21 protein-coding genes are annotated in these 24,782 nt (G+C 62.7%); 9 read left to right on the plus strand and 12 right to left on the minus strand.

Going from position 1 to position 24,782, the window contains the following annotated elements; all coding sequences use genetic code 11:
• The 10 genes from SOP85_RS25235 to SOP85_RS25280 all read right to left on the minus strand — a co-directional run.
• A partial coding sequence (locus SOP85_RS25235; RefSeq protein ID WP_323628588.1) for an efflux RND transporter permease subunit occupies positions 1 to 2,357 on the minus strand: 2,357 nt, incomplete at its 3' end.
• Between the two features lie 15 nt (positions 2,358 to 2,372).
• Positions 2,373 to 3,461 (minus strand): WD40/YVTN/BNR-like repeat-containing protein, encoded by a 1,089-nt coding sequence (locus SOP85_RS25240; protein ID WP_323628589.1) that lies wholly within the window; start codon positions 3,459 to 3,461, stop codon positions 2,373 to 2,375.
• Positions 3,462 to 3,530: 69 nt separating this feature from the next.
• Positions 3,531 to 4,889: a DUF1329 domain-containing protein gene (locus tag SOP85_RS25245; RefSeq protein WP_274077632.1), complete on the minus strand. Its 1,359-nt coding sequence runs from the start codon at positions 4,887 to 4,889 to the stop codon at positions 3,531 to 3,533.
• Positions 4,890 to 4,926: 37 nt separating this feature from the next.
• Entirely contained in the window at positions 4,927 to 6,753 is a 1,827-nt protein-coding gene (locus SOP85_RS25250) for a DUF1302 domain-containing protein (RefSeq protein WP_323628615.1), read from the minus strand.
• Positions 6,754 to 6,938: 185 nt separating this feature from the next.
• A complete protein-coding gene (locus tag SOP85_RS25255) occupies positions 6,939 to 7,940 on the minus strand; it encodes a YeiH family protein (RefSeq protein ID WP_323628590.1) in 1,002 nt (333 codons plus the stop codon).
• 3 nt (positions 7,941 to 7,943) lie between these two features.
• Complete coding sequence (locus tag SOP85_RS25260) at positions 7,944 to 9,218, minus strand: spinster family MFS transporter (RefSeq protein WP_323628591.1); 1,275 nt, start codon at positions 9,216 to 9,218, stop codon at positions 7,944 to 7,946.
• 62 nt (positions 9,219 to 9,280) lie between these two features.
• Positions 9,281 to 10,861, minus strand: a complete 1,581-nt coding sequence (locus SOP85_RS25265; RefSeq protein ID WP_274077629.1) for an acyl-CoA carboxylase subunit beta — start codon at positions 10,859 to 10,861, stop codon at positions 9,281 to 9,283.
• Positions 10,858 to 12,417 (minus strand): class I adenylate-forming enzyme family protein, encoded by a 1,560-nt coding sequence (locus tag SOP85_RS25270; RefSeq protein ID WP_323628592.1) that lies wholly within the window; start codon positions 12,415 to 12,417, stop codon positions 10,858 to 10,860. The genes SOP85_RS25265 and SOP85_RS25270 overlap by 4 nt, the downstream gene beginning before the upstream one ends.
• Positions 12,418 to 12,480: 63 nt before the next feature.
• Positions 12,481 to 13,191, minus strand: coding sequence for a GntR family transcriptional regulator (locus tag SOP85_RS25275; protein WP_274077627.1), 711 nt, complete (start codon positions 13,189 to 13,191; stop codon positions 12,481 to 12,483).
• Positions 13,192 to 13,196: 5 nt separating this feature from the next.
• Complete coding sequence (locus SOP85_RS25280; protein ID WP_274077626.1) at positions 13,197 to 13,421, minus strand: acetyl-CoA carboxylase biotin carboxyl carrier protein subunit; 225 nt, start codon at positions 13,419 to 13,421, stop codon at positions 13,197 to 13,199.
• Between the two features lie 197 nt (positions 13,422 to 13,618).
• Here SOP85_RS25280 and SOP85_RS25285 point away from each other — a divergent pair, with 197 nt between their 5' ends.
• The 9 genes from SOP85_RS25285 to SOP85_RS25325 all read left to right on the plus strand — a co-directional run bounded on the left by SOP85_RS25285 (position 13,619) and on the right by SOP85_RS25325 (position 23,885).
• Positions 13,619 to 14,083, plus strand: a complete 465-nt coding sequence (locus SOP85_RS25285) for an acetyl-CoA carboxylase biotin carboxyl carrier protein (RefSeq protein WP_323628593.1) — start codon at positions 13,619 to 13,621, stop codon at positions 14,081 to 14,083.
• A complete protein-coding gene (accC, locus tag SOP85_RS25290) occupies positions 14,083 to 15,492 on the plus strand; it encodes an acetyl-CoA carboxylase biotin carboxylase subunit (RefSeq protein WP_323628595.1) in 1,410 nt (469 codons plus the stop codon). The genes SOP85_RS25285 and accC overlap by 1 nt, the downstream gene beginning before the upstream one ends.
• Positions 15,489 to 16,886, plus strand: coding sequence for a hypothetical protein (locus SOP85_RS25295; protein WP_323628598.1), 1,398 nt, complete (start codon positions 15,489 to 15,491; stop codon positions 16,884 to 16,886). The genes accC and SOP85_RS25295 overlap by 4 nt, the downstream gene beginning before the upstream one ends.
• A gap of 3 nt (positions 16,887 to 16,889) precedes the next feature.
• The gene (locus tag SOP85_RS25300; RefSeq protein WP_323628599.1) at positions 16,890 to 18,389 is read left to right on the plus strand and encodes a hypothetical protein; all 1,500 of its coding nucleotides are present in this window, start codon (positions 16,890 to 16,892) and stop codon (positions 18,387 to 18,389) included.
• A gap of 7 nt (positions 18,390 to 18,396) precedes the next feature.
• Positions 18,397 to 18,813 carry a Zn-ribbon domain-containing OB-fold protein gene (locus SOP85_RS25305; RefSeq protein ID WP_323609025.1) on the plus strand — a complete coding sequence of 139 codons (417 nt, stop codon included), beginning with the start codon at positions 18,397 to 18,399 and terminating at the stop codon, positions 18,811 to 18,813.
• An 8-nt stretch (positions 18,814 to 18,821) separates the two neighbouring features.
• Entirely contained in the window at positions 18,822 to 20,351 is a 1,530-nt protein-coding gene (locus tag SOP85_RS25310) for an AMP-binding protein (RefSeq protein WP_323628600.1), read from the plus strand.
• On the plus strand, positions 20,348 to 21,532 hold the full coding sequence (locus SOP85_RS25315) for a thiolase C-terminal domain-containing protein (protein ID WP_323628602.1): 1,185 nt from the start codon (positions 20,348 to 20,350) through the stop codon (positions 21,530 to 21,532). The genes SOP85_RS25310 and SOP85_RS25315 overlap by 4 nt, the downstream gene beginning before the upstream one ends.
• A gap of 69 nt (positions 21,533 to 21,601) precedes the next feature.
• Entirely contained in the window at positions 21,602 to 23,143 is a 1,542-nt protein-coding gene (locus SOP85_RS25320) for an acyl-CoA carboxylase subunit beta (RefSeq protein WP_323628603.1), read from the plus strand.
• Positions 23,144 to 23,165: 22 nt separating this feature from the next.
• The gene (locus SOP85_RS25325; RefSeq protein WP_323628604.1) at positions 23,166 to 23,885 is read left to right on the plus strand and encodes an NAD(P)H-dependent oxidoreductase; all 720 of its coding nucleotides are present in this window, start codon (positions 23,166 to 23,168) and stop codon (positions 23,883 to 23,885) included.
• 12 nt (positions 23,886 to 23,897) lie between these two features.
• Here the strand turns inward: SOP85_RS25325 and SOP85_RS25330 are convergent, their stop codons facing one another.
• Together SOP85_RS25330 and SOP85_RS25335 are read right to left on the minus strand one after the other, a co-directional pair.
• Positions 23,898 to 24,293 carry a hypothetical protein gene (locus SOP85_RS25330; RefSeq protein ID WP_323609029.1) on the minus strand — a complete coding sequence of 132 codons (396 nt, stop codon included), beginning with the start codon at positions 24,291 to 24,293 and terminating at the stop codon, positions 23,898 to 23,900.
• A 22-nt stretch (positions 24,294 to 24,315) separates the two neighbouring features.
• Complete coding sequence (locus SOP85_RS25335) at positions 24,316 to 24,714, minus strand: hypothetical protein (protein WP_323628605.1); 399 nt, start codon at positions 24,712 to 24,714, stop codon at positions 24,316 to 24,318.
• Positions 24,715 to 24,782 lie beyond the last annotated feature (68 nt).

Raw genomic sequence — 24,782 nt, forward strand, 5'->3', positions numbered from 1 at the left:
AAGGTCAGCAGGATGCCCATGTCGGCCTGGAACTTGATCGGCGACCAGACCCAGCACACCACGCCGGCCGCCAGGGTTATACCGACCAGCCCGACCACCCGCCCAGTGAAGGCCACGGCCTGGCGATAGGCCTGGGACAGCGACAGGCCCTGGCGTTGATACTGCAGCTGAACGCTGAGCAGGTACAACGCGTAGTCCACACCGATCCCTACACCCAGGGCAATCACCGGCAAGGTCGCCACCTTCACGCCGATACCCATGACCACCATCAAGGCTTCGCAAAGAATCGAGGTCAGCACCAAGGGCAGCAGCGCCACCAGCGTGGCGCGCCAACTGCGGAAGGTGATCAGGCAGAACAGCGTCACCGCCAGATAAACATAGAGCAGCATGGTGCGATTGGCCTCGCGCACCACGATGTTGGTGGCGGCTTCGATCCCGGCGTTGCCGGCCGCCAACAGGAACTGGCGATCCTCGCTGCTGTTTTCCCTGGCGAACTTGTCGGCAATCGCCACCACCGCATCCAGGGTCTCGGCCTTGTGATCCTTTAGGAAGGCGATCACCGGCATCAGCGAGCAGTCGGTATTGAACAGCTCCGGGGCGTTGACCGAGGCCTGCTGCGCGGCGTAGTTCAGCACGTTCTGGTTGCGCTGGATGCTGTTGAGCTTGGGGTTGCCCTCAAAGGTACCGGCGGTGATCTGCCGTACCGCGTTGACCAGCGAAGCGGTCGCCTGCACGCCCGGAGACTGTTGCAGCTCCCAGGCCAGGCGGTCGGCGAGGATCAGGGTCTGGTAGTTCAGGCAGCCTTCCGCCGGAGTCTTGATCATCACCGCGAACAGGTCGCTCGACAGCGCGTAATGCTGGGTGATGTAGGCGTTGTCGCGGTTGTAGCGCGAGTCGGCCCGCAGTTCCGGTGCCCCGCTGTCGAGGTCGCCGATTTTCAGTTGCAGGCTGACCACGAAACCGCCGATGCCCAGCAACACGGCGACCAGCACCGTGCCGGTGGCCCACTTGCGCGTGGTGAAACGGTCGAGCAGGTCCCACAACTTGCCGAAGCCACGATGTTCGGCGGCACGGGTGTCGATCTTCAGTGCCCGCTCCGCGGCCTTGCGCCCGACGCCGATATAGGACAGCGCCACCGGCATCAGTAGCAAGGAAGTAAAAATCAGCACCGCCACACCGATGCTGGCAGTGATCGCCAGGTCCTGGATCACCGGGATATCGATCAGCATCAACACGGCGAAGCCCACGGCATCGGCCAGCAACGCGGTGACACCAGCGATGAACAGACGGCGAAACGTATAGCGCGCGGCGATCAGCTTATGCGTGCCACGGGCAATGTCCTGCATGATGCCGTTCATTTTCTGCGCTGCGTGGGACACGCCAATGGCGAAGATCAGGAATGGCACCAGCACCGAATACGGGTCGATGGCATAACCCAGCCAGGCGACGATGCCCAGTTGCCAGACCACCGCGATCAGCGAGCAGCCGACCACCAGCAAGGTACTGCGCACGCAACGGGTATAGGCGTAGATAATGATCAACGAAGTGAACACTGCCAGGCCGAAGAACATCATCACCTGGATCAGGCCATCGATCAGGTCGCCCATCAGCTTGGCGAAACCGATGACCCGGACCTTGTACGGGCCCTTGCCCTCAGCACCGGCCTTACGCGTCGCGCTGTCCCCGGCGAACTCGATCTTGTCGCGCAGCCGCTCTTCGAGCATCTGCGAAAAGGCGTGGTAGTTGATGCCCTGGCCGGTGGCCGAGGCCTTGTCCAGCAGCGGCACGACCAACATGCTCGACTTGTAGTCGCTGGCCACCAGACTGCCGACGATGCCGGCACGCCCGATGTTCTGGCGCAGCTGTTCGATCTGCTCGGGTTTGCCCTCATAGGTATCGGGCATCACCGGGCCACCCTGGAAGCCTTCCTCGGTGACTTCGGTCCAGCGCACCGCAGGCGTCCACAGCGATTTCATCCAGGCGCGATCAACACCTTCGGTGAGAAACAGCTCGTCGTTGACCTGCTTGAGGACCGTCAGGTAGTTCGGGTCGAAGATATCGCCCTGGGTGTTTTCCACCACCACCCGCACCGAGTTGCCCAGGCCGCGCAGCGAAGCGCGGTTCTCGAGGAAATTCTGGATGTACGGCTGGCTCTGCGGGATCATTTTTTCGAAGCTGGGGCGCAGTTCCAGACGGGTCGCGGCCATGTAGCCCAGGACCACGGTGGCCAGCGCCATCAGCAGCATGAACAGCGGGCGATGGTTGAACACCAGCCGTTCGAGCAGATTGCCGGAGCGTCGATCGAAGTCGCGCAGATCGCGGATGACCGGCATGTTGTCTTGCTTGGTAGGGGCCATGTGTGAGTACTCGCTCTATTGTTCTGGCTCTTGTTCTTCGAGAAGCGTGCGGGCACCACGGCTGCCGACCACGACCAGCGCACCCTCGCCAACCGCTGTCGCGCCAGCCACCGGGGACGGGGATTGCTGCGCCACCCACTGCAAGCGGACGCTGTCGTCCTTGGCCAGCAACATGTGACCGGCCTGGGTGAAAAATCGGTAGTGACCTTGGGCATCGACGGCGGCGGCGGTGATGCTCACTTGCAATCCGCTTTCCAACGGGGACCAGCTCAGCCCGCCGTCGGTGCTGCGAAATACGTTGCCGCGCAGGCCGTAGACCACCACTTCGCCAGGCTTGCCGACCACGCCGAAAAAGCTGCCTTGATACGGCGTTTGCAACGCAGCGAAACGCTGCTGCGAGCTATCCCACTTGAGCAGCAACCCCTGCTCTCCCGCGATGTACAAGGCATCGCCGGTCGAGTTGATCGCGTTCAAATGGAAGTTCTGCGGGTTGTCGGTGCGATCCTGAAAAGGCGTCCAGCTTTGGCCGCCATCCTCGGTACGCAGGATCAGGTTGAACACGCCGACCGCGTAACCGAGCTTGTCGTCGGCGAACCAGACGTCGAGCAAGGGTTTGTCGGCGCCCTCTTCCTCCAGCCGCTGACCTTCAGCGACCAGCAGCGGCCACTGTTCGTTGGCCGGCTCGGCACCGGCCAGCTTCGAGTAATGCTTGACCAGCAATGCGCCGATCTCACGACCGTCCAGTTGCTTTTTCCAGGTCACGCCAGCGTCACTGCTGTGCAGGATGACGCCATCGTTGCCCACGGCCCAGCCTTGTTCCCGGGAAGAAAAGTAAACGGCATTCAGGTCGCTGCTGACCGGAACGCTGGCCTGCGACCATTGCTTGCCGGCGTCGTCGGAATAAAGAATATGGCCGCGCTGACCAACGGCGACCAGGCGCGGCCCCGCATTCGCAACGTCGAGCATGGGACTGCGGACCGCCAAGGCACTGAGCCTGGCGGGCAGGTCCAGCACATCGACGTAGGCACTCGCCTGGGCACCCGTCTGCCACAGCGCCAACAGCATCACCAGCGCCTGCAACCTGCGCTTGTTCAATGAACCCATAGTGCGTCCTCCTGGCAAAACCGGGCCGTGCTGCACACGGGGTGCAGCCGGCCTGCTGGTGTAACGCGCTTAGCGAATACCGTTACCGGCCAGTGCGTCCGGTGACCACTGCGCCTTGGTGAGGGGTGCGATGTACTTGATGCCGCCGTAGGCGCCCGACAAACCGTTGATGTTGTAGGTCCCGCCCACCAGGTCATAGATCACGTGTGGCGTAGTGTTGGGGGTGGTCACGTCGTAGCTTTGCGAGAGGAAGCTGAAAGAGCCACGGTACAGTTGGCCGCGCGCATCGTATTGATCGGAGGCCAGAGCCACCCAGCTGTCCTCGTCCAGATAGAAGCGACGCTTGGCATAGACGTGACGGGCACCGGCCTTGAGCGTGCCTTCCACCACCCACACACGATGCTTCTCCCAACGCACGAATTGCGGCGCCAGGTGGTTGGGTGTGGTCAAGGCTTTCGGGTCCTTGATGTAGCTCAGCGCGTAGGTGTTGTACGGCACGATCATTTCCTGCTTGCCCACCAGTTTCCAGTCATAGCGATCCAGCGCACCGTTGAAGACATACACGTCGTCATAAGTGCCCGAGCCTGCCGTGCCCGGGTTTGGCGTGTCGTAGGCCAGGGTCGGCGCCAGCTTCACCCGGCGTTGCCCCGGCAGGTACTGCCAGGCACGACGCGCCTGGGCGAGCGGGTTGGCGGCGTCCTTGAGCATGATCGCCTCCCCCGCCCGGCGCGCGGGACCTGTGTAGAACAGACGGGTCTGGAAGTAGGTGTCCTTGCCATCGATGACCTTGCCCGGGTCTTCGAAGATCGGAAACGAGTTGACGATCTCGCCGCTGGTGGCAAGGATTTGCGCGCCTGAGGCATCGACGTTCCAGGAATCATACTTGGTCGAATACGCCACCCCCTGATAGCGCAGCAGGTGGTTCCACATGGCTTCGGCACCTGACTGCGGAATCGGGAAAGGCACACCCGGCAGGACGTTCTCGATGGCGTTGCCACCCTCCAGGGACTTGGCGCCGGTGGCGTTCTTCAAGGTGTTGTCCAGTACGCTCTTAGGCAGGGCCACGCTGCGATGAGTCGGATAGACCTCGACGCGGAAGCTCGGAAAACGCGTGGCCAGTTCGACCGTGACGGCCGTCAGCTGGTTCTTGTACTGCGCGACATTCTTGCCATCGATCACCAGCAGCGGCTTCTCGCTGGCGTAAGGGTCGGGACGCAGGGTATCGCCCGATTTGAAACCTGCTGGCGCGGTCGTCAGGCCGCCGGTATAGGCCGGAATGGAGCCGTCGGCGTTGCCGGCTTTTTCGGCGCCCACGGCGGTGAGGTTGCTGCCCAGCTTGCTCGCGTCGGCGGCGGGCACGGCGGCCTGGACCAGGCCGGCGAAGGCCAGCGCGACGGAGGCGGTTAACAGATTGTGCATGCATTTCATGGTGTCGTTCTCCTGATTGCTTTTAAGCAATCGCGAATCAGAAAGTTGTCTTGAAGGTGGCCGTTACCATGCCGCGATCCTTGAGCTGGGCCGGTGTACCGCCAAAGGCGGTGGTTTGCCCGGGCGTGCAGTTGTACTGCCCGTTGGCACCCGGCGCAGCGCCGTCTCCCTGGCTGCCAGCGCTGCCTGGCGAACTGCAAGTGTCGAATGGACCGAAGTTGTCCACGTATTTCAGGTCGAAGCGATATTGGTTGTGCACGTCGAAGCCGACGCCGACCGAGTAGCTGCCGGAATCTTCGTTGCCCCCCAACTGGACGGCGGAATTGCCGTTGAGGCCGACGTTGTAGGTCATCGGCAGGTACATATCGATGCCCGGGAAGACCTGGTACCAGGTCGGGTTGAAGTTGACCCCAATGATGTAGTTGTCCTTGGTCACCTTGTCGGTGCCGCGGTACCAGTCCTCGCCCTTGAACAGCTGCTTGTTGTCGGTCACCTTCAGCCAGCGGCTGTAGCCGAGCTCGACCAGCAATGAAGAACTGTCCCACAGCGGTGTGTCGCCAAATGTGGTCAGGCCGTTGAGCACCGCATGCACGGTGTTGCCGCGGGCCACGCCGTCTTCGCCATCGAAGCCGCCAATGAAGCCTGGCCGGCCGGCAGCTGCCGCGGCCGGGCTGACGGTACCGGCGACGCTGGCCAGGGGCATGTTTTCCCGGTAGTTGAGGTCGAAGCCGACGCTGACGTCGCCGACGCTTTTCGACAGGCTGATGCCATAGATATCGATGTCGTCGACGTAGAACTGGTTGTAGCTGCCGATGTTGCCGGAGATCAGTTGGGCCGGGCCGACAGCGGTCGGCTGCAGCACCAGGTTGGGCAGGATGTCGGACGTGTTGCGGTAGTAGATGCCGAGCGTGCCGTCGAGCCATTCCGGGCTCCACTTGGCCATCAGGCCGAAGTCGCCGCGCTTGTCCGGTTCGAAGGTATGGCCATTGCTCAGGCGCAGGAACTGGTTGGCACCGATCGCGCCTGGGGCTCCAAAGAACGGATTCTGCCCACCGATCAGCGACAGGTTGTGCCCGCCGTTCTGGATGCCGTCGTTGAAGCCCAGGTAGGTACCGGACTCCGGCAGGCGCGAAGCGTCCCAATCGAGGAAGTACTGCGCGCCGAGGGTCAGTTCCGGGTTGACCGTGAAGCTGACTGACAACTGATTGCGCGGGATGAACAGTTCCTTGGCTTCGGTGCCGGGCACCGCCAACGCCTTGGTAATGTCCAGGCCAGACTGGCCGTAGCTGTTGCCATGGGCAAAGGCCAGGACACTTTCGCCCCAGTACTGGGTGTGCTTGCCGAGCTTGGCGCTGAGGATCGAGTCTTCGCCGATTTCTGTGCTGCCGAAGACGAAGGCATCGAGGATCTCGGCCGATGGGCCGTTGTAGTAACGATCGACATAACCGCTGACGTGGCGCGAATCCGGCCGGCCATCGTTGAGCTGGTTGGTCGCCGCGTTGTCACTGCCGACATTGTCGTAGGCATGGTCGTACCAGCTGTTGGCGCTGATGCGAAAACCGGCTTTCTTCTGGTACGTCACGTCCAGTTCGGACAGCACATCCAGGCGCTGGGACACCGCACTGCCCGAGGAGAAGTTGCGGTTGCCGTCGTTGTTGTTCCATGAATTGGCCAACTTGCTGTTAGCACTTTCGACCCGCTGGGCGTAATTGAACTTCATGGTGTTATCGAAGCGCACGGTCCAGTCTTCGCTGCCGGTGTTCAATTCAAAAGCCTGTGCCGCCGGCAACATGGCGATGAACAGCGCCGAGGCCAGCAGCGTTGGCTCGAACACGCCAGCACCATGAGTCTTGATTACCCGCATCGGTTGTCTCTGTGGTTTTTGTTGTTGTTTTGCGTTCATGGAAATACACCTGGCTATTCAAAATTCGGGCGTGACAGTGCCCACCACTCATAACCCCGTCAGGGGAGCGTTCAATTCATTCAACGAGATCCAGTCAATAGCGCCGGTGTCAGTACATCCGCGTTATTGAACGACCAGACTCAACTTCAGAGTCGTATCATCATCAACACCAACCCCAGCAAGAACACCGTTTCACCGACCATCAACAGGATGGGTTTGAACCCCACCGTGGCCAGTTCCTTCAACTGGATTTTCATCCCCAGCGCACTGATGGCCACGACCAGGCACCAGCTGGACAATTGATTGCCCAGGCCCTGCACCACCGGGGGCAACCAACCCAGGCTGGTCACCGTCGCCAGCACCACGAATGCCACGGCGAACCAGGGCAACAACGGTGGCCGCTCACCCGTGCCCTGCCCGCCCTGGACGCGGGTGATCAACACCGCGCAGACGATCACCGGCAGCAGCATGGCGATACGCATCAACTTGACCACCGTGGCGGTATCGCCGATGTCATGGGACATGCTGTACCCGGCACCGACCACCTGGGCGACGTCATGGATGGTGGCGCCGAGAAACACCCCGGCTTGCAGCGGGTCCAGGTCCAGTCCCCGGGCAATCAGCGGATAGACGATCATCGCCAGGGTCGACAGGCTGGACACGCCAATGACCGTGAACAGTGTCGCCCGTTCCTTGGCCTGGTGGCCCGGCAACGCCGCCGCCAGGGCCAGTGCCGCCGACGCGCCGCAGATCGCGGTGGCGCCGCCGGACAACAGGCCGAACAGTGCATTGAAGCCCAGGGCACGCGCCGCCAGCATCGACACCACGATGGTGACCACCACCGACACGACCACGATCAGCACCGGATGCCAGCCCAGCGCCACGATCTGCTCCAGCGAAATGCGCAGCCCCAGCAAGGCCACGCCCACGCGCAGGATTTCCCGGGCGCTGAAGTCGATACCGGCTCTGCTCGGCCCCGCCGCCAGGAAGTTCATGGCCATGCCGAGCAAGAGTGCCAACAGCATCACCGGCGCGTGATACTGGTCAGCCAGGAAACGCGCGGCAATGGCGACCACGATGCTCGCCAGCACACCCGGTAGATACAGGCTGGTAACCGACTGCAATTGAAGGACCGCGGACCTGGCCATAAGCTAAACCTTGATACCCATTGTCGGCATCGCACACGCGCTTCCACGCTTGATACGCGCCGCCACATAAAAGAAAACCCCACCCAGTACCAGGGCGAGAATGTCGCTGACCAGCAGCACATGGGTCAGCGGCGAGTCCGCTCCGGCACCTGTCAAGGCGTCGCTGATCCAGCCGACGACAAAGGTGCCCAGTGCTACCGAAAACAGGTTGAGCAGCAGCATCGAGAAGCCCATGACCGTCGAACGCATGCGCACCGGGACCGCGCCCTGAATGGCAGTGGTCGCAGAACCGTAGAGCGACATCAGCATGAAGATGCCGACCGCCATTCCCACGTAGAACAGCGGTGAATCCACCGGTACCAGGCGATACGCGATCATGAATGGCGCGCACACCAACATCAGCAACGCCAGCACACTGCCGTGGCCGCCCTTGAAACGAGGGGCCAGGCGGTCGCTCAGAATGCCGCCGGCCAAGGCGCCCAACGAGCCGAATACGATTTGCATCGCGCCCAGGGTCATGGCAATCGAGGCCGGGTCCAGTCCCCTCTCCCTGGTCATCCACAGTTGCGCGAATGAAATGCCCGGATAGGCCAGGTGGGCCAGCACGAACCCGGTCACGGTGTAGCGCACGACGCGGTTGCTGCGCAGTTCACTGAACACGGCGGCCATCTGTGCGGCGAGGGGTTCGCCCCGCTCCTGCACCGTGCAATGGCTGCGTTTGTCGCTCATCAGCATCAACGGCAAGCCAATGATCACCCCGGCGATGCCGAGGAAATGGAACGTGGTGCGCCAACCGTGGGCAGCGCCGAGCGTGCCCGCCAGCAGAAAGCTGCAGCCAATGCCCAACGGAATGCCGAGGTAAAACAGTCCCACCGCGGTGCCCCGGCGCTTTTCCGAGAACAGCTCCATCAACAGGGCCGTGGCGGCGGGCACCAGCGCGGCTTCGCCGGTGGCCACCAGAAAACGTGCCGCGACCATTTGTTCGAAGTTCTGGACGTAACCGGAGGCCACCGTACAGACGCTCCAGACCAGCATGCCTGCGCCAATCACCCGTGGTCGACTGTGACGATCGGCCAGGGCGCCGAGAAACACCGCCATCACGCCATAACTCAGCACCCACACCGCGCCGACCAGAAAACCGTACTGCGCATTGTTGATCGCCAGCTCACCGGTGATCTGCGGGGCGAAACCCAGCAGGATATTGCGGTCCACCTGGGCCAGCAGGTGGATCACCATCAGCGTCGCAAGGACGGCACAGGGACTCTTTTTCCAGAACATTCGTCAGTACCTTTGAGTTGTTTTTATGAAGGTAAGGCGCGATGCCACCCGTCCCAGGGGGACTAGCGCATGGTCCGCCGCTTCGGCCCAAGGGAAAGCGCGGTGATGCGATACGCGTCACCCACCCAGTTGCACAGCAGCGGACGGGTACTGTCCGGCTCGATGATGTCGATCACGCCAAAGCGCTCGGCCGTGCGCAGCGGTGAAGCCAGGGCCTGGTAATGGGCCTCCAGTTCCTTGCGCCGCACCAGCGGATCATCCGCTGCAGCGATTTCCTGCTTGTAGGCAGCGGCGACACCACCCTCGATCGGAATCGAACCCCACTGCGCCGAAGGCCAGGCAAACCGGTGCGGCAATGCCGTGCCCGTGGGGCCATGCCAGGGGCTGACCATGGCACCGGCGAGCCCGACGCAGCGGCGCAGGACAATGGTGATCACCGGCACGCTCGCCTGTTCGATCGCATGCACGGCCTGCATGGCCGCAATCAGCGTGCCCTGCATTTCCGCCTCTTGACCGGTCATGACGCCCGGCTGGTCCACCAGGTAGATCAGCGGCAGGTGAAAGGTGTCGCACAGGTCAATGAAACGGGTCTGCTTGAGCGCCGCCGCCCGGGTCAGTGCACCACCGCCGACGCGCGGGTTGTTGCAGATGATCCCCACCGAATAGCCGTTGAGGCGGGCGAACGCGGTGATGGTCGACGCACCGAAATCCGGCGACATCTCGAACAGACTGTCCTTGTCGACCAGCGACTTGAGGATCTTGTGCGGGTTGAAGATCTTGCGCCGGTCATGGGGAATGGCGTCGTTGAGCCAGGCGTCACGGCGACCGGGCGCGTCGGTCGAGGCCACACGCGGCGGTTGCTCCCAGACATTGCCCGGCAGGTAGGACAGGAAACGCTTGGCCAGGTCCAGCGCCTCGGCATCGCTGTTGGCGGCCAGGTTGATCATGCCGCTGTGACGATGCACCTGGTCGTAACCACCGAGGTCATTCTTGTCGATATCGATGCCGAACGCCTGCTTCACCACCGGCGGGCCGGCCGCGAATACCTGGCTCTGGCCACGCACCATGATCGACAAGTGCGAGGCGGCAACCCGCAGCGCGCCCAGGCCGGCACAGGCGCCGTGGGCAATGCCAACCACCGGCACCGCGCCCAGCAGGTTGGTGATCGGCAACAGGGCATAGCCCGGGATCTTGGTGTGACCGAGCTTGTCGAGCAGCTTCACACTGCCGCCGGCGCTGTCGATCATGCGGATGATCGGCAACTTGTATTCCCAGGCGTAGCGATCGGCATAGATCCACTTTTCAGCGACCGCCGCCTCCGACGAACCGCCACGAATGGTGAAATCATCGGCCGCTACCACGGTGCGCCGCCGATCGATCTGACCCACACCCACCACTGCCGTGCTCGGCGTGGCCGAGGCCATCTTGCCTTCCGGGGTGTACTTCACGGCACCTGCAAGAATGCCGAACTCCTCGAAGCTTTCGCCATCGAGCAGATGCCCGATGCGCTCACGGGCCGTGAGTTTGCCTTGGGCGTGGTGTTTCTCCACCGCTTCGGGGCCACCCAATGCGTAGGCGATTTCACGGCGAGCGCGGATGTCCGCAAGTTCCAGCGACCATTCAGGGGCAACAGGCGTGCTCATGATGATGTCCTCTGCAGGCGCGCGAGATAGTCATCGCGCAGAATGTTCTTCACCACCTTGCCGGCGTTGTTGCGCGGCAGGGCCTCGACGAATTCGATCAGGCGCGGCTTCTTGTAGCCGGCGATCAGGGCCGCGCAATGGCTGCCCAGGGTCTCGCTGTCGAGCGTGGCGCCTTCGCGCCGCACCACAAAGGCGGCGATACGCTCGCCCCACTCCGGGTCGGGCAGGCCCAGGACCGCCACCTCGAGTACATGCGGATGGCTTTCCAGGGCATCCTCGACTTCCCGCGCATACACGTTGAAGCCACCGGAAATGATCATGTCCTTGTTACGCCCGACGATATAAAGAAAGCCCTGGGCATCGAGGTAACCGAGATCACCGGAGTAGTACCAGCCATCTCGAATGGCTTCGGCTTCAAGATCCGGCCTGCGCCAGAAAGCCACTTCGCCGATGCCGTCGGTAGCGATGGCGATCTCGCCAATCTCGCCCACCGCCAGTTCTGCGCCGTGAATATCGCGCACGCTGATCTGCACATTGGCCGTCGGTTTGCCGCAGGAGCGCAGCACGCCGTCTTCGGCGTGTTCGTGCGGATACAGCACCGCCAGCGGCTGGACCGCCTCGGTCATTCCATACTGCTGGCGCATCACCGGGCCGAAGCGTGCGATGGCGCGATGGATCAGGTCGACCGAGGTCGGTGCCGTCCCGTAATGGATGCACTTGAGCGACGAGTGATCCGCTTCGGCGCCGCTGTCGAGGGCGTCGAGCAACCGGGTGAGCATGGTCGGCACGCACATCATCTGCGTGATCCGGTGCCGCTGGATCTGTTGCAGCGTGTCCAGTGGCTCGAACTTCTCGAGAATCACATTGCGCGCCCCGCGCAAGTAGCAGGGCAACAGATGCACGCCGGCGGCATGGGTCAAGGGACCGACATGCAACATCGCATCCTCCACGCCCAGGCTGTATTCCATGGCGTAGAAATGGTTGGTCAGGCGTTCATACCAGCGCTTGACCGTGTAGGTGACGCCCTTGGGCTTGCCGGTGGTGCCCGAGGTATAGGCAATGCGCAGCAAGGCATCGGGAGACACCTGGACATTCGGCGCCTGCGCTGGCATCGAGGCGAGCAACTGGCGGTAATCCAGTACCTGCGGTGCCTGCCAATCGAGCGCTATCACCTGGCGCAAACCGGCGACGCGATCACGCACGCCTTCGCCGATCTCGCGAAATTCAGGCCCCACCACCAGCAGGCTGGCGCCGGCGTCGTCGAGGATCGCGATCTGCTCGGCCAGGGTGTGCCGGGCATTGAGCGCCACGTAAACCAGGCCGGCCTTCTCGACCGCGAAAACGCTCTCGATCGCCTCGGGCGAGTTGTTGAGCAGCACGGCGACGCGCTCCCCAACCTGCAGCCCAAGGGCAATCAAGGCATGGGCAAGACGGTTGCTGCCCGTCTCGACCTGGTCATAGGTCAGGCCGTTCTCGCCGAAGATCAGGGCGGTGCGGCCCCGGTGTTGCTTGGCTGCCCAACTGAGCATGAGTCCTGCGGTGCGTTTTTTTGTCATGATTTTTTGTCTTATTGTCGACAACCTGACACAGCACTCGGGAGTGTTGTGCCCCCGTGTGGATTATTCCAGGTGATTCAATGCGGCTTGATGGGAAGCGTTGATCAGCTCGACCATCATGTTCGCGGCAACCGAACTGCTGTTTTGCTTGAGCGCTTCGACCAGTTGGCGCCAATGGTTGGCGGAAGCCTGGCGACGCTCCGCTGAACGCAAGCCCAACCGCGTGTAGCGTGCGGTCTGGATACCCAGCGCCCCCATCAGTTCTGCCAGCTGCTTGTTGCCGCAGGACTGGAACAGCAGGGTGCTCAGGCGATAACTGCCTTGGGCATACTCGTCCAGGGCATCCGCTTGCGAGGCAATCAGTTCGAGCCGGGTAACGATGGCGTCCATTTGATTGACGATCGACCCATCCAGGTCGACCAGGTACTTGGCCAGCAAACCGGCCAGAACCGCGCGGATCTCGAACAGATTGTCGATCTCTTGCCTGCTCAATGAGGTCACATGCGCGCCGCGCTGCGGCACGATGGTCACCACGCCGACCTTCTCGAGAATGCGCAGGGCCTCGCGAATCGGACCGCGGCTGACCTGGAAGTGGTCGGCCAGTTCCTGTTCACGCACCGAATCGCCCGGCCCGTATTCACCTCGCAGAATCGCAAGCGTAATGCTTTCGGCAATCTGCTCCGGCATCGTCAGGACGCGCTGGCGACCCGCACGCATGATACCTATTGCACTACCGCCCTTGGCGGCCGACGCCGAACCTGCATTCATTGACATAGACTTCAATCGCACTCCATAAGCAAGACATCCTGGCCGTCTTTCACCACGTCGCCCTCGGCAACTAGAACGCTGACAACGCGCCCCGGCTCGACCGCCATCAATGGAATTTCCATTTTCATGGATTCCATGACGATGAGTATCTGATCTTCTTCAACGACATCGCCCACGCCGACATGGATCTGCCAGACCGTTCCGGCGACATCTGATTTAACCGCGATTGTACTCATTCTCGCCCCCTCCAAAACACTACTGATTTCTTTAATGACCGAGCCCTTGGCCGCCGCGCGCTACGCTTTTTGATGAAGGCCTGCGCAAACGCCCTGGATCACGATCAGCAAATTACATGATTGTCTGATTGTTGACAATCCTACGTATCGATGTTCATATCCGTCAAGGCAATTCGAACAACAAGAGGCCAGAAGGCATGTCGCTCACTCATAAAGAAGCACGAAGAATCCTGGAAATACTGGATCACACGAGGCATCTGGACTTTCTGGAAGTCCGCGTCGGTGACACCACCCTGACTGCCAGCAAGTCGGGAACGATCGAGCGGTCCCAGGCGCCTGCGCAAGGTGTAAAACCCGCAAAACCAGCGCAGCCGGCCACTGTGGCGGCCACCCGCGAACCCGAAATCGCCGCCGGTCAGATCGCCGTACGCGCCACCATGATGGGCACCTTCTATCGCAAACCCAGCCCTGACCAACCGTCCTTCGTCGAAGAGAACACGCTGGTGGAGGCAGGCACGCCGCTGTGCCTGGTCGAAGCCATGAAACTCTTCAACACCCTCGCGTCGCCGCTGAAAGGCCGCGTCGTGCGCATCGTCGCCCAAGACCTGCAGATGGTGCAGCGCGACCAGATTTTGATGATTCTTGAACCGGAGGCACGTTGATGAGCAGCATTCCCGTGGCAACCCGCGACATTCGCCGGGTCTTGATCGCCAACCGTGGCGAAATCGCGGTACGCATCGTGCGTGCCTGCAAAACCCTGGGCATCGAATCGGTTGCCGCCGTCTCCGAAGCGGATCAGGACAGCCTGGCCGCGCGCCTGGCCGACCAGTACGTGGTCATCGGCCCGGCGCCGGCCGCGCAAAGCTATCTGTGCGCCGATCTGTTGGTAAAAACCGCCCTGGAACACCGCTGTGACGCCATCCACCCGGGTTACGGCTTCCTTTCCGAGCGCTCGCACTTCGCCCAGGCTTGCGAAGATGCCGGCATTGCGTTCATTGGTCCATCGGCCGAAATCATTGATTCGATGGGCGACAAGATCACCGCCGTCGGTCTGGCGGAAAAAGCCGAAGTACCGCGGGTGCCGGGCTCTGACGCCGTGGCCGATGCAGAAACTGCCCGCGCCATCGCCAGCGACATCGGCTACCCGGTGCTGTTCAAGGCCACCGCCGGGGGCGGCGGGCGCGGCATGCGCATCGTGCGCAGCGACGATGAGGCCGAAGCCGCCTTCCGTTCCGCTTCCTCGGAAGCACAAGCGGCCTTTGGCGATCCGACCTTGTATGTCGAGAAGTTCATCGAACTGGCGCGCCACATCGAAATCCAGATCATGGGCGACCGCCATGGCAATGTTGTGCACCTGGGCGAGCGCGAATGCTCGACCCAACGCCGGCACCAGAAACTGATCGAGGAAGCACCCTCCCCCAGCCTCGCGCCGCACACCCGCGAACAAATGGGCGAGTGCGCCGTACGCCTGGCGCGCAATGTCGGTTATTTCGGTGCGGGCACCATCGAGTTCGTGGTCGATGACCGCGATGGCAAATTCTATTTCCTGGAAATGAACACCCGCATCCAGGTCGAGCACCCGGTGACGGAGATGATCACCGGCCTGGACCTGGTGGCCGAGCAGATTCGCATCGCCGCCGGCCTGCCACTGTCGTTCAGCCAGGCCGACGTCAAGCTGGTCGGCCATGCCATCGAGTGCCGGATCAACGCCGAAGACCCGGACCGCCATTTCCTCCCAAGCCCGGGCCTGGTGAGCGAATGGCTGCCACCCAAGGGCCCGGGCGTACGGGTCGATACCCATTGCTACAGCGGCGCCACCGTGCCACCGTTCTATGACTCCCTGCTGGCCAAGCTGATCGTGCATGCACCGACCCGCAACGAGGCCATCGTGCTGATGCGCAAGGCGCTGGAGGACATGAAAGTCGTAGGCCTGTCGACCACCGCCAGCTTCCACCATGCCGTGCTCGATCACCCCGACTTCGTCGCGGGCCTGGTCACCACGCGCTGGGTCGAAGACGTCTTCGTACCTGCCCGCAAACAGGCTTTGAAACAAGCCAAGGAGCGAGCATGAGCATGACAACATTGGTCGATGTCAGCCTGAGCGACGGCCAGACCGCCGCCTGGGGCGGCGCCCTCGGCACGGCGATGCTGCTCGGCACCATGAGTTCACTGGGGCACGCCCGGCTGGCGGCGATCGAGGTATTGAGTCCCGCCGTGATCGCGTTATGCCTGGGTCGCGGTGAAAATCCGCTGCAACGCGTCACGGCACTGCGCGAGCGCGCCAATGGCACGCCCCTGCGCGCCACGGTGAACCTGCTGCCCGCCCATGGCCGTATTGATGTGCTCGCTGGCGAAACGCTGGACGGCTGGCTGCGGGTGCTCGCCCGGTCCGGCATCAGCGAGGTGGTGTTGATCGATCCGCAGCTGGATTTCGAGCGCCTGGACAACGCGGTGCAGTTGGCACTGGCGAACGGCCTGAGCGCCATCGCCGCCCTGCCCTATGTCGACGATCATCAACATGACAACGCCCACTATTCGGCCTGCGCGGCTCGGCTGGTCCAGGCCGGTGCGCAGCGCATCATGCTGCGCGACGAAGCCGGCCTGCTGCATGTCGATCGCCTGCCCGGCTTGCTCGCGGCGCTGCGTAGCGGCGCTGATGGAACCCCTGTGGACCTGCACACCCGCTGCCACACCGGTCTCGGCCCGCAGGTGGCGCTGGAGGCGATTCGCCTCGGCATCGACCGCCTCGATGCGGCGCTGCCCTGTGTCGCCAATGGTGCCTCGGTACCGTCACTGGCACGGTTGATCAGTTCGGCGGCGCTGCTGCAATTGCCGCTGCAAACCCCGGATCAGGATCGCCTGAAAGAAGCCCAGGCTCAGTTCGCTGCAGTGGCGGATCAGGAAGGCTTTGCCGAAAGTGTGCCCTGGGCCTTCGACCTGGCTCCATACGAGCACCAGTTGCCGGGCGAAATCGCCACCGAGGCCATGCAAGCGTTGCGTGAGCGCAGACGCCTGGCCGATCTGTTCGAGTTTGCCCGCGAGTGCACGCGCATTCGCCAGGAGCTGGGCCAGCCGCCGATGTTGCAACCTTTCGCCCGGGCCATTGCGCGACAGGCGCTCGAGCATCTGGACGCTGGCCAACGCTACGCCACGTTGCAGCCTACCTTGCGTCGCTGGCTGCAAGGCTGCTACGGCCCGATCGACACGTCGCTGAACAGCCTGCAACAACGCATCGGCGCGGTTGCACATCCTTGCCGTGCGAGCGCTGTGCCCGCCGGCGATGAGGCGCTGGCGGCACTGGTCTGCGGCTGCTCGGCGCTGCCGCCGCTGCACAGTCTTCACTACGAAGTGCGCACACCCGAGCAGGCCCTGACGCACGGGCTGCTGCAACGCTGGCCCGACTACACCGTATTGAGTGTCACAGGCCCCGGCCTGTCCATCCATCTCGAACACAGCAAGGGGTGACATGTGCTGAACCAACTACGCGAAAAAGTGCACGCGGAATTTGTCCGCACCGGCAAACGGCGGCGCATCCAGCTGGTCGATGCCACCCTGCGCGATGCGCACCAGTGCCTGTGGGCCACGCGCATGCGCACCGAGCACATGCTGCCGATGGCCGAGCGCCTGGATGCCCTGGGTTTCGATGCGATAGAAGGCGTTGCCCTGGTGCAGTTCGACGCCAGCGTGCTGTTCCTCAACCAGAACCCGCTGGAGCGGCTGCGCCTGTTGTCCGAGCGTATCCGCCGTACGCCGTTGCGCGGCATCGTGCGCAGCAACATGCTGCGCAGCTTCTACCCGGAACCGGACGACCTCAGCGAGCTGTACGTCGAGCGCCTGGTCGCCAACGGTGCCCGCGACATCGGTTTCCTCGACTCACTGCATTGCTGGGATAACCTGGTGCCGGCGATCGCCACCGCCAAGCGCCTCGGCGCCACCACCAACCTCGCCATGATCTACAACCTGGCCCCTGGCTACGACGCGCCGTTCTACGCCGCCAAGGCGCGCGAAGCCATCGAGCGCTTCGACATCGACGCCTTTACCTTCGGCGATGCCGGCGGCAGCATGACCGTGGAACAGGTGCGCAGCATCGTGCCGGCGATCAAGGCAGTGATCGGCGATCGACCGCTCGAAGTGCTCACCCACTGCCTGAACGCGACCGGTTCGCTGGTGGCCATCGAAGCCGCGGTGCACGGCGCCGACCGTCTGCTGTGTTCGATCGATCCGCTGGCCCACGGCAATGCCGGGCCCTCGGCCCAGATGCTCGCTCGCAACCTGCGCGAGATCGGTTTCGAGGTCGACTTCGATGACCGCGCCGCTGACGAGATCGGCGAGTACCTCGCCGGTGTCGCCGAAGAGAACGGTTTTCCCCTGGGTATCCCGGCGGAATACGACCCGGCGCACTTCGTCACCCAATATGCCGGTGGCGCCATGTCGAATCTACAGTCGCAACTGCAGCTGGCGGGGATCGCCGACAAGCTGCCGGTGGTCCTCGAAGAGATCGCGCGCGTGCGCGTGGAACTGGGCTCGCCCGTGATGGCCACGCCCTTCCCCGCCATGATTGCCGCGCAAGCGGTGATGAACGTACTGAGCGGCGAGCGCTACAAGGTGGTACCCGACGAAGTGAAGAAGTACGTGTGCGGCTACTTCGGCGCACTGCCGTTGCCGGTCGATCACGACGTCAAGGCTCTTGTGCTCGCCAACGGCTCCCGCGAGGTGGCGACCACACCGCCGGTGCTGTTGCCAAGGGTTCCCGAACTGCGTAGCCGCTACCCCGGCCTGTCGGACGATGAACTGCTGCTGCGTGCCATGTACGGCGACGAAAAAATCACCGGGCTGGTCCCTGTTCTGGTCGACGATACCTTCAGCGTGCGTCGTCCGCTGCATGAACTGATCGCCGGGCTGGCCAAGCTCCCGGAGCAACGCCATGTGCATATCGCCATGGCCGGTTTCGAACTGCGTACTCACTGAGGCTGCCATGTCGACTCCCCTCTCTGCTCGGCCCCTGCCGCAACCCACCGCCGAAACGGCCGCCTATTGGGCGGCCGCCCGGGAACAGCGACTGGTGATCCAGCGCTGCGCTGGCTGCGGGACCTGCCAGTTTTACCCTCGGGCCTTCTGCATCAGCTGCCTGTGCGAGCGCCTCGACTGGATCAACGCCAGCGGCCATGGGCGCATCTACACCTGGACGGTCTGCCGGATCGCGCCCTCGCCGGCCTTCGAATCCCGGCTGCCCTATGTGGTTGCGCTGATCGACCTCGATGAAGGTGTGCGCGTGGTCGCCAACATCCTCGATGCCGACCTGACCCGCGTCGCCATCGGCGCCCGCGTCAGCGTCTGCTTCGAGCCCGTCAGCGAAACCTGCACGCTGCCCCAGTTCACTCTTTTGGATTAGCCGTCACCATGCAAATGATCACCGACCACTTCGACGCGGGCGCCAATCGCCACCCGGACAATGTCTGCCTGCAAGGCCCCGGCTTGAGCCTCACCTACGCCGAGGTCCAGGCCGATTCCCATGCCATCGGCCATGCCTTGACGCTGCTGGGCCTGAGCTGCGCGCATGTCGGCGTGCTGGCGCCCAATCACCCGCTGAGCTTTGTCTCCATGCTGGGCGCCTTGCGCGCCGGGAGCACCTTCATTCCCTTGAATGCCAGGGACTCGATCGACAGCCTGATCTGGTTCATGAGTTTCACCAAGCTCTCGGTACTGGTGCTGCACTCCCAGTACGCCGAGCATGCCGAGCGCATTCGCGCCGGCGTGCCCAGCCTGAAAACCCTGATCGGACTGGACCAGCCGATCGACGGGCTGAGCATCGCCGCCTGGTGCCGCGATCATGCCGGCCAAGAGTGCACAGTGCGCCAGGGGCTCGACGACATTGCCCTGATCAAGTCCTCGGGCGGCACCACGGGGCGGCCGAAGGCGATCATGCAAAGCCATCGCGCGTTGCTCGCCTGCTACCGCATCGGCAACCAGTTCATGCCACCGGCAAAAAGCCCCGCGCACCTGGTCGTGGCCCCGCTGACCCATGCGGCAGGCGCGACGGCCGTGGCCCTGTCGAGTTTCGGCACGCGCAATGTGATTGCAGCGTCCGCCGACCCCGGCGTGGTACTGGAAACCATTGAACGGGAGCGCATCACCCACCTGTTCCTGCCGCCAACCCTGATTTACCGACTGCTCTCGCACCCGGACGCCAGGACCCGCGACTGCTCCTCGCTCGAATACGTGATCTACGGCGCCGCGCCCATGTCCGTGGACAAGCTGCGCGAGGGTATCGCCCTGTGGGGGCCGGTGTTCGTACAGTTTTACGGTCAATCCGAAGTGCCCGGGGTGATCACCGTACTGACCCGTGAAGACCACCTGCGTGACGGCAAGCACCTGGGTTCGGCCGGCCGTCCCACCGGCGCCTGCGAAGTGGCCCTGATGGATGAAGACGGGCGGATCGTCGAGACCGGCGAACGCGGCGAGATCGTCGCCCGTGGCGAACTGGTCGCCCCCGGCTACTACGACAACCCGCAAGCCAACGAAGAGGCACGCCGGTTCGGCTGGCACCACACCGGTGACATCGGCGTGTTCGACGAAGGCGGTTACCTGTACATCGTCGACCGCACCAAGGACATGATCATCTCCGGCGGGTTCAACCTCTACCCGAGCGAGATCGAGCAAGTGATCTGGGCGCACCCGGCGGTGATGGATTGCGCGGTGGTCGGCATTCCCGATGCCGACTGGGGCGAGAAAGTCATCGCGGTCATCGAACTCAAGGCGGGTGCCTGTGCAACCGCGCAGGAATTCATCGCCACCTGCCGGGAAAAACTCGGCAGCCTGAAGACCCCCAAGCACGTGCTGTTCTGGGACAGCCTGCCGCGCAGCCCGGTTGGCAAGGTGTTGAAGAAAGACGTGCGTGCACAGCTCATCGCGCAGGAGCCTCGACCATGACGCTCGACGCATCCCGCCTGGCCGGCCGCTATGCCATCGTCGGTGTCGGCGAAGCCGGCCTCGGCAAGGCGCAGCCAGGCGACACCGCGCTGTCGCTGCAATGCCGCTCGGCCCGCACGGCCCTGCTGGAGGCCGGGCTTACCCTGGCCGATGTCGATGGAGTATTCGCCCACTGGGACGACCGCGCCAATGCGCTGCTGGTGAGCGAATACCTAGGCATCACCCCGCGCTATGTCGACAGCACGGTGGTGGGCGGCGGCTCGCCGCTCACCCACTTGATCCACGCCATGGCCGCCATCGACGCCGGCCTGTGCTCGGTGGCACTGGTCACCTACGGCAGCACCCAGCGCCTGGATCACAGTCGTCAGCGTGGCGGCGTGGTCACCGACCCGCGCTCCCCATCCGGCCAGTTCGTGGCGCCCTACGGCGTGCTCAGCCCGATCAGTTGGTACGCGATGCTCGCCCAGCAGTATCTGCATCGCTATCAGGCGAGCCCGGAGGACCTGGGAGAAGTGGCGATCAACGCGCGGCGCTGGGCGCACCTCAATCCCCAGGCCACGCTGCGCCAACCACTGACGATGGAGGAGTACCTGGCTTCGCCGCTGATCTCGGACCCGCTACGCAAGGCCGATATCTGCCTGGTCAACGACGGCGCCGGTGCGTTGATCCTGACCAAGGCCGAATACGCCCGCACCCTGGCCAGGCCGCCGGTGTTCATCCGCGGATTTGCCGATACCTATCGGGGCCACGTCACGCCGATCAATACGAACGACTGGCTCGACGATGGCGTTACCAGCGCCTGCGTCGAGCGTGCGCTGTGCATGTCCGGCATCGCGCGCAGCGAATTGAGCATGGTGCAGATCTATGACGCCTTCACCATCAATGTGCTGGTCGGGCTCGAGTCCATGGGTGTGTGCGAACCTGGCCAGGCTGGCGCGTTCCTGCGCAGCGGCATTGCCGCGCCCGGCGGTGCATTGCCGGTGAATACCTCGGGCGGTGGCCTGGCCTTCAACCACTCCGGTCAGTTCGGCATGCAACTGATGATCGAGTCGGTTCGCCAGCTGCGCGGCGAATGCGGCGCACGCCAGGTCGCCAATGCCAGCAGCTGCCTGGTCCAGACCGGCGGGCTCGTCATGTCGGCATTCATGTACATGGTGCTGGCGAACGAACCCGGTGATTGAGGTCCTGCTGCCAATGCGTCGCGGCGAAATCGTCGGACGTGCCGTCATGGTTCCCAAAGAGACTTCACGATGACCCGCAAACACACTTCACCCGAACAAGAGCTGCACTCCCGTCGCGCCACCGCCTTGAACATGGGCGGCGAAGCCAGGCTCCAGGCGCGCCGCGATGCCGGCGTGCTCAACGCCCGTGAGCGGCTGGAGGGTCTGCTCGACCCGCAGTCGTTCAGCGAGATCGGCATGCTGGCCCACTCCGCCCGCCCCGAGGATCGCGACAGCACCCCCGCCGACGGCAAGATCACCGGCTTTGGCCGCATCGACTCGCGCCGTGTCGCCGTGGCGTCCAACGACATGACGGTCAAAGGCGCGTCGTCCTCGTGGATCAATGCGCGCAAGATCGCCTACATGAAGGAATGCGCCACCCGCAACGGCATGCCGCTGATCTTCCTCGGCGAATCGTCGGGCCAGCGCATGCAGGATGCGATGGGTGCGGGCAGCATGGCCGGTGGCGGCCAGGATGCCCAGCAGTACTGCCGGCGGCGCGAGACGCCGTGGGTCAGCGCAGTGCTCGGGCCTTGCTTCGGTTCGGCGAGCTGGTATTCGTGCCTGGCGGATTTCACCGTGATGCGCAAAGGCGCAATGCTCGCTGTTTCCAGCCCAAAAGTCACCTCGGTGGCCATCGGCGAGAGTTCGGATACCGAAGAACTCGGTGGCTGGCGCATGCATGCCGAAATCACCGGGCTGGCCGACATGGTTGTGAACAATGACCAGGAAGCGCTGAGCGCCATCCGGCGCTTTCTCGGCTACTTGCCCTCTCATTCGAATGAGCTGCCGCCCGAGCTGCCCTGCACGCCCGAGGACCGCCCGGACTCGTCGGGGCCTGAACGCATCGTCCCGGCAGAACGCAGCAAGACCTACGACATGCGCAAGCTGCTCGCCACCCTGGTCGATCGCGCCAGCCTGTTTCCACTCAAGGATCGTTTCGGTCGCTCGGTCGTCACCGCCCTGGCTCGGCTCGAAGGTGCCAGCATCGGTATTGTCGCTTCCAACCCGTTATTCAAAGGCGGGGCTCTGGACGCCGATGCCTGCCGCAAGGCCACCGGCTTCATCGCCCTGTGCGACTCGTTCAATATCCCGCTGGTATTTCTGGTCGATACCCCCGGTTTCCTGGTGGGTATCGAAGGCGAGAAACGCAGCGCACCGGCGCACATCATGAACATGATTCACGCGGTGCAACTCTGTTCGGTGCCCAAGCTTTCGGTGATCGTGCGCAAGAGTTTCGGTCAGGCGTACCTGAATTTCGGCGGTGGCCGCAACAGCGACCAGTCGGCCGCCTGGTGCATGGCCGACGTCAGCTTCGTCGACCCCGGCGTTGCGGTCAGCGTGGTGCATGGCGTGACACGCGAGAGCGACCCGGAACGCTACGAGCGCCTGCATGCCGAGTTCGCAAAAGACACCTCTGCCTTTGCCCTGGCCGGCGCCATGGGCACCCACGAGGTGATTGCCCCGGGAGAAACCCGGCGTTTTCTGGTCGAGGCACTGGCGGCGCAACGGCGCGGCTTCAATAACGGTATAGGACGCCACGAAATGCGTACCTGGCCGACCTACTTTTGATCTCTCCTTCCAAGGATTCGCCATGAATGTTTTGATCGTGCATGCCCACCCCGAGCCAAAATCCTTTACCGCTGCGCTGCGCGACCAGGCGGTCGAAACCTTGCAAGCCCAAGGGCATGAGGTGCGGGTATCGGACCTGTACGCGATGAGCTGGAACCCGGTGGCCAGTGCCGAGGACTTCTGCATCAGGGAAAATCCCGAATACCTGGTCTACGCCCTCGAACAACGACGCAACAGCAAGGAGCAGACCCTCGCCGCCGATATCCAGCAGGAGCTGGACAAGCTGTTGTGGGCGGACCTGCTGATCCTCAACTTCCCGATCTACTGGTTCTCGACACCGGCCATTCTCAAGGGCTGGATTGACCGGGTGCTGGTGTCCGGCATCTGCTACGGCGGCAAGCGCTTCTATGATCAAGGCGGCCTGAGCGGCAAGAAAGCCCTGGTGACCGTGACCCTGGGAGGGCGTGAGCACATGTTCGGCGACAACGCGATCCATGGCCCCCTGGAAGACATGTTGCGTCCGCTGTTGCGTGGGACCTTGGCCTATGTCGGGCTGGAGGTGCTACCACCTTTTGTCGGTTGGCATGTGCCGTACATCAGCGCTGAGGACCGACAGGCGTTTTTGCTCAGCTATCGCCAGCGCCTTGAAAACATCGATGCGGATGAGGCCATCGAGTACCCGCGCCTGAGTCAATTCGATGATCGGCTCTTTCCCCTGGGTCTGGGTGACACCCCGCTGTAGGAGCCAGCGAATTCATTGCGCAGTCAGGGTGTAGTGGTAGTGCACTGCGCCCGTCTGTGGATCTACCAGCCAGTAGTCGTCCTTGTCCTTTTTCAGCCGATAGCATTCCTTGTTGATCTTGGGTGAGGTGAAACAGATCACCCCATCCTTGACGGTCCAATGTTCCGTTTCGGGTGGATTGCCGGACATCTTGAATATCTCAGTTCCGTCCGCATTGAAGCTCAAGGAATACGGCAAGCCCGACTCCCCTACGTTGTTAAGTTTGTTGCCAATCAGGGTACTGCGAACCTGATCGTCATCCAGCGCAACCGCCGAAGGCGAAACCGGTTTTATCGTATGGCTACCAGACGAAGCGCAACCGGACAAGACAAGGGCCAGGAATATACAACTCCAGTATTCTTTGCTCATGCCGCACCTCGCACATCAACCTTTATTGAACTGTAAACTTGTTGTTGGTTTTATTTTTCACGCTATCGACAAACCAGATCGTGACCCCGTCGCTGAGTACTTTATTGCATTCCTTTCCATACTTCTGATAAGTGACGCAAATGACGTCTTCGGTAATCACCCAGGCGCCGGTTTGCATGGGCTCGCTGGAAATCTTGATGGTTGCGGTGCCGTCAGGATTCAATGTTTCAGAGAAAGGATATCCGGTGGACGTTACGCTGGAGTGCTTGCGACCTATTACCGTCGAATTTATCTCGCTTGCGTTTAACTGTTTCGCAGTCGGTGGGGCATCAGCATGCGCATCCATGGCAGCTTGATGACCAGAGGATGAGCAACCCGCCAGCAACAGTACAACTATTGAGCAGGCCATTATCTTATTCATCTCTTTCACCTCTGTAATAACGCAGCGGATCCAATCTATAAATAGTAGTCACGCAATACCCCGTGAAT

It is taken from the genome of Pseudomonas sp. YuFO20 (assembly GCF_035064975.1).
GTDB lineage: Bacteria > Pseudomonadota > Gammaproteobacteria > Pseudomonadales > Pseudomonadaceae > Aquipseudomonas > Aquipseudomonas putida_AE.